The 4,637-nt window shown below is 69.1% G+C and carries 4 protein-coding genes; 2 read left to right on the forward strand and 2 right to left on the reverse strand.

Features of this window, described 5'->3' with window-relative positions:
• Positions 1-2,273: peptidase domain-containing ABC transporter (locus tag VB737_RS05510; RefSeq protein ID WP_500311818.1), on the forward strand; the 2,273-nt coding region annotated here is incomplete at its 5' end.
• Entirely contained in the window at positions 2,273-3,442 is a 1,170-nt protein-coding gene (locus VB737_RS05515; protein ID WP_500311820.1) for an HlyD family secretion protein, read from the forward strand. The genes VB737_RS05510 and VB737_RS05515, both read left to right, overlap by 1 nt.
• Here the strand turns inward: VB737_RS05515 and VB737_RS05520 are convergent.
• Together VB737_RS05520 and VB737_RS05525 are read right to left on the reverse strand one after the other, a co-directional pair.
• Complete coding sequence (locus VB737_RS05520) at positions 3,408-4,307, reverse strand: class I SAM-dependent methyltransferase (RefSeq protein ID WP_500311822.1); 900 nt, start codon at positions 4,305-4,307, stop codon at positions 3,408-3,410. The two genes, VB737_RS05515 and VB737_RS05520, sit on opposite strands and share 35 nt — an antisense overlap.
• The coding region (locus VB737_RS05525) for a TVP38/TMEM64 family protein (protein WP_500311823.1) at positions 4,192-4,637 on the reverse strand (446 nt) is incomplete at its 5' end. The genes VB737_RS05520 and VB737_RS05525, both read right to left, overlap by 116 nt.

A 4,637-nucleotide genomic window follows, 5' to 3' on the forward strand; every position in this document is an offset into this window, starting at 1 on the left:
CCCCGGAGGCGGACGGGCCGCCGGAGCCGATCGGCGCCGGTGCCGGCGGGCCGGTGGAACCGATCGCCGCTGAAGCCGGCGGGCTGGCCCAGCCCAGCAGCCTTGATCTGGGCCAGGACCGCAGCGACCGGGGCCTCACCCTGGTGCGGGGCAACGGTCCGCTGGAGGAGACCCTGGCCTGCTTCCAGATGCTCGGCAAGCTGCTGGAGCTGCCCTACCGCCGCGATGCGGTGGACAAGATCCTGCGCGACAAGATGCGCCGCGGCCAGCCGCCGGATCTGCAGCTCTGCGGCCAGATCGCCGCCATGCTCGGCCTGCTGGTCACCGGCGCCAAGGTGCCGGCGGCCTCCGCCACCCGGCTGATCACGCCCTGCCTGGTGCCGTGGAAGGAGGGCTTCGCCATCGCCACCGCCAGCAACGCCGCCGGCCTGCGGCTGGCCTCGCCGGCGGAGGGCTGGGTGCAGCTGAGCCCCGCCCAGATCGCCGAGCAGTACCCGGAAGGGCTGGAGCTGCTGCTGCTGGAGCGCAGCATCGACACGCCGGAGCAGACCTTCGGGCCGGGCTGGTTCTGGCCGGCCCTGAAGCGCTACCGGGGCATGTTGCTCCAGGTGCTGCTGGCCTCGTTCGTGGTCCAGCTGTTCAGCCTGGCCAACCCCCTGCTGATCCAGGTGATCATCGACAAGGTGATCTCCCAGCGCAGCCTCGACACGCTGCAGATCCTGGGCATGGCCCTGGTGGTGGTCACCCTGATGGAGGGGGTGATCGGCTCGTTGCGCACCTTCCTGTTCACCGACACCACCAACCGCATCGACCTGCGCCTCGGCGCCGAGGTGATCGACCACCTGCTGCGGCTGCCGCTCGGCTACTTCGACAAGCGCCCCGTCGGCGAGCTGGGCACCCGGATCGCCGAGCTGGAGAAGATCCGCAACTTCCTCACGGGCCAGGCCCTGATCACGCTGCTGGATGCCGCCTTCTCGGTGATCTACATCATCGTGATGGCGATCTACAGCTGGCTGCTGACGATCATCGCCCTGGCGGTGCTGCCGATCCAGGTGGGCCTCACCCTGCTGGGGGCGCCCCTGTTCCGGCGCCAGTACCGCCAGGCGGCCGAGGAGAACGCCCGCACCCAGAGCCACCTGGTGGAGGTGCTCACCGGCATCCAGACGGTGAAGGCCCAGAACGTGGAGATGGTGAGCCGCTGGAAATGGCAGGAGATGTACGCCAAATACATCTCCCGCACCTTCGAGAAGACGATCACCGGCACCTTCCTCAACGAGACCAGCTCGGTGCTCCAGAAGCTCTCCCAGCTGCTGGTGCTCTGGGTGGGGGCCACCCTGGTGCTCAAGGGGGAACTCACCCTGGGCCAGCTGATCGCCTTCCGGATCATCAGCGGCTACGTCACCCAGCCCCTGCTGCGGCTCTCCTCGATCTGGCAGAACATCCAGGAGCTGCGGGTCTCGTTCGAGCGCCTCGCCGACGTGGTCGATACGCCGGAGGAATCCAGCGAAGCCGACCGCGGCCACATCCCCCTGCCACCGGTGAAGGGCGACGTGGTGTTCGAGAACCTCAGCTTCCGCTTCAACCCCGGCGGGCCGGAGGTGCTCAGCAACGTCAGCCTGCATGTGCCCCCCGGCACCTTCACCGGGGTCGTGGGCCAGAGCGGCAGCGGCAAGAGCACGCTGATGAAGCTGCTGCCGCGGCTCTATGCCCCGAGCAAGGGCCGCATTCTCGTGGACGGCTACGACATCGACAAGGTGGAGCTCTATTCCCTGCGGCGCCAGGTGGGCATCGTGCCCCAGGACCCCCTGCTCTTCTCGGGCACCATCAGCGAGAACATCGCCCTCACCAACCCGGAGGCCCCCAGCGACGCCATCGTGCAGGCCGCCCGCATCGCCGGCGCCCACGACTTCATCATGGAGCTCTCCGCCGGCTACAGCACCCCCCTGGGGGAGCGGGGCGCCTCCCTTTCCGGCGGCCAGCGCCAGCGCATCGCCATCGCCCGCACCCTGCTGAGCCAGCCCCAGCTGCTGGTGATGGACGAGGCCACCAGCGCCCTCGACTACGACACCGAACGCCAGGTGTGCGACAACCTGCGCGAGGCGATGAGCCACAGCACCGTGTTTTTCATCACCCACCGCCTGTCCACCATCCGCCGCGCCGACCTGATCGTGATGATGCACCAGGGCGCCATCGTCGAGACCGGCACCCATGACGAGCTGATGGCCCTGAAGGGCCGCTATTTCGCGCTGTATCGCCAGCAGGAGGCGGGCTGATGGCACGTCCTCCCCTGCCGACCCCGGCCGGCCTGCTCCGCCGCGCCCAGAACGGCCTTGAGCGCAGCATCCACACCGACAGCGACGACGTGGTGCTGCAGCAGTCCCGCTTCTGGGCCCGCTCGATCACCTGGACGCTGATGGGGGTCACCCTGTTCGGCCTCGGCTGGCTGGCCTTCGCCCAGACCGAGGAGATCGTCACCGCCCCGGGCAAGCTCGAACCCATCGGCGCCGTGAAGGACATCCAGATGCCGGTGGGCGGCGTGGTGGACGAGGTGTTGGTGAAGGAGGGCGAGCGGGTGGAGAAGGGCCAGGTGCTGCTGCGTCTCGACACCGAGGCCACCCGCGACCGCCAGCGCAGCCTGCTGCAGACGATCCGCTACAAGCAGCAGCAGCTGCGGCTCAAGCAGGTGGAACTCGACCGCTACCTGCAGTTCAACGACACCGAGCAGCGGGTGCTGCGCCAGAGCCTCACCCTGGAGAAGGACGTGCTCGGCCGCCTCGAGACCCTCAACAAGGAGGGCGCCACCGCCGAACTCCAGTACCTCTCCCAGCGCAACAAGGTGCAGGAGGTGCAGGGCAAGCTGGAGGAAACCCAGGTCGACCGGCTGCGCCAGCAGGCGATCCTGCAGCAGGGCGTCCGCGAGATCCAGAGCGAGCTGGCCGATCTGCGCAGCAAGCTGACCGAGCTCAACGTCAACATCCGCTACCAGGAGATCCGGGCCCCGGAGGCGGGGGTGGTGTTCGAGCTCAAGTCCCGCTCCCGCGGCTTCGTCGCCCAGACGAGCGAACCGGTGATGAAGGTGGTGCCCTTCGACAAGCTGGAGGCGCGGGTGGAGGTGCCCAGCCGGGAGATCGGTTTCGTTTCGGAGGGCAAGGCCGCCGACATCAGCATCGATTCGTTCCCCGCCACCGATTTCGGTGTGCTGCAGGGCACGGTTCGGCGCATCGGCTCCGATGCCCTGCCCCCCGATCAGATGGACAACTTCTACCGCTTTCCGGTGGACATCCGGCTCAACTCCCAGCAGCTGAAGCTCAAGAGCGGCAAGGTGCTGCCGCTGCAGGTGGGCATGTCGCTGACCGCCAACGTCAAGCTGCGCAAGGTCACCTACCTGCAGCTGCTGCTCAGCGACTTCAAGGACAAGGCTGACGCTCTGCGGCAGATCTGAGCCGCTCCATGGCGAGGTAGTGGTCGGGGATGATCCGCGGCCGCAGCCCCACCAGGGGCTCCAGCCACGGCAGCAGCAGCCCGTCGAGGCCCCGATTCACCAACCACCCGGCCACCCGGAAGGCGCGGCGCCAGCGGGCCGAAGGGGCGATCAGGTGCAGGGCCCGCTCATGCACGGGGCCGTCGATGCAGACCAGCCAGGCCGGATCCATCCCGGCCCGCGCCATGGCCACCGCGAAGCTGCGGCGGCTGTGGAAGCTGATGTGCTGGCCGTTGCCGAAGGCGTAGTACCACCAGTCCGGCCCGGGGATCTCCCCTTCCCGGCGCATCAGGGTGGAGAAGACGAACAGGGGCGTGGCCCCCACCTCATGGCGCAGGAAGTCGGGGGTGCAGGGCACATGCTCGATCACCTCGAAGGCGGTCTTGCAGCCGATCGGCCCATCGCCGGGCGGACCGCAGAAGGGGCGGATCAGCTCCATCGCGGCGTAGGCGTCGGTGCCGTGGAAATCGAAGCCGTGGTCACGCAGGAGGCGCGGCAGCATGCCCAGGCCGGTGCCCAGGTCGCAGCCTGGCTCGCTGGCACCGAAGCGGCCCAGCCGACCGATCACCAGCAGCAGCCGCAGCAGCCGCGCGGCGTGCAGGTTGCGGTCGACGTAACCGGTGTCGCCGTAGAAGGACTCCTCGTAGGCCACATCCAGCCAGGTGGGATCGGCCAGGAACAGGAAGTCGCAGTCAGCGCAGTGGGCGAGCTCAGCCGCCACCCGGGCCTTGCTCACCCGCACCCGTCGCACCGGGGTGAGGTGCTGACCGCCGCAGTTCGGGCAGACGCCGGCGCTGGGGTGGGGGGGAGTCTCGGCCGTCACCATCACTGGCCTGCATCGCAACGAGGGAGGCTACCCCGCGTTCCTCCAGGGCCAGACGCACCTGGCGGCCCACCAGCAGCACCACCGCCACGGTGGCCGCCACCCCCAGCAGCCGCAGGGCCCAGGTGACGCCATCGGCCGGACCGGCCAGCAGGGCCGAGAAGCGCCGGGGATCCCCGGCCGCCGCCCCGAGGGCGCAGAACAGCACGGTGCCCGGGAGGATGCCGATCAGGCCGATGGAGTAGTCGCGCAGGCTCACCTCGCTGAGGCCGTAGGCGAGGTTCAGCAGGCTGAAGGGGAAGGCGGGCGAGAGGCGGGTGAGCAGCACCAGCA

Source organism: Synechococcus sp. BA-120 BA3 (genome assembly GCF_034931285.1).
In the GTDB taxonomy this organism is placed as follows: domain Bacteria; phylum Cyanobacteriota; class Cyanobacteriia; order PCC-6307; family Cyanobiaceae; genus Cyanobium.

Coding starts and splice junctions, on each gene's coding strand:
- VB737_RS05515 (WP_500311820.1), top strand. CDS start 2,273: ATGGCACGTCCTCCCCTGCCGACCCCGGCCGGCCTGCTCCGCCGCGCC.
- VB737_RS05520 (WP_500311822.1), bottom strand. CDS start 4,307: ATGGTGACGGCCGAGACTCCCCCCCACCCCAGCGCCGGCGTCTGCCCG.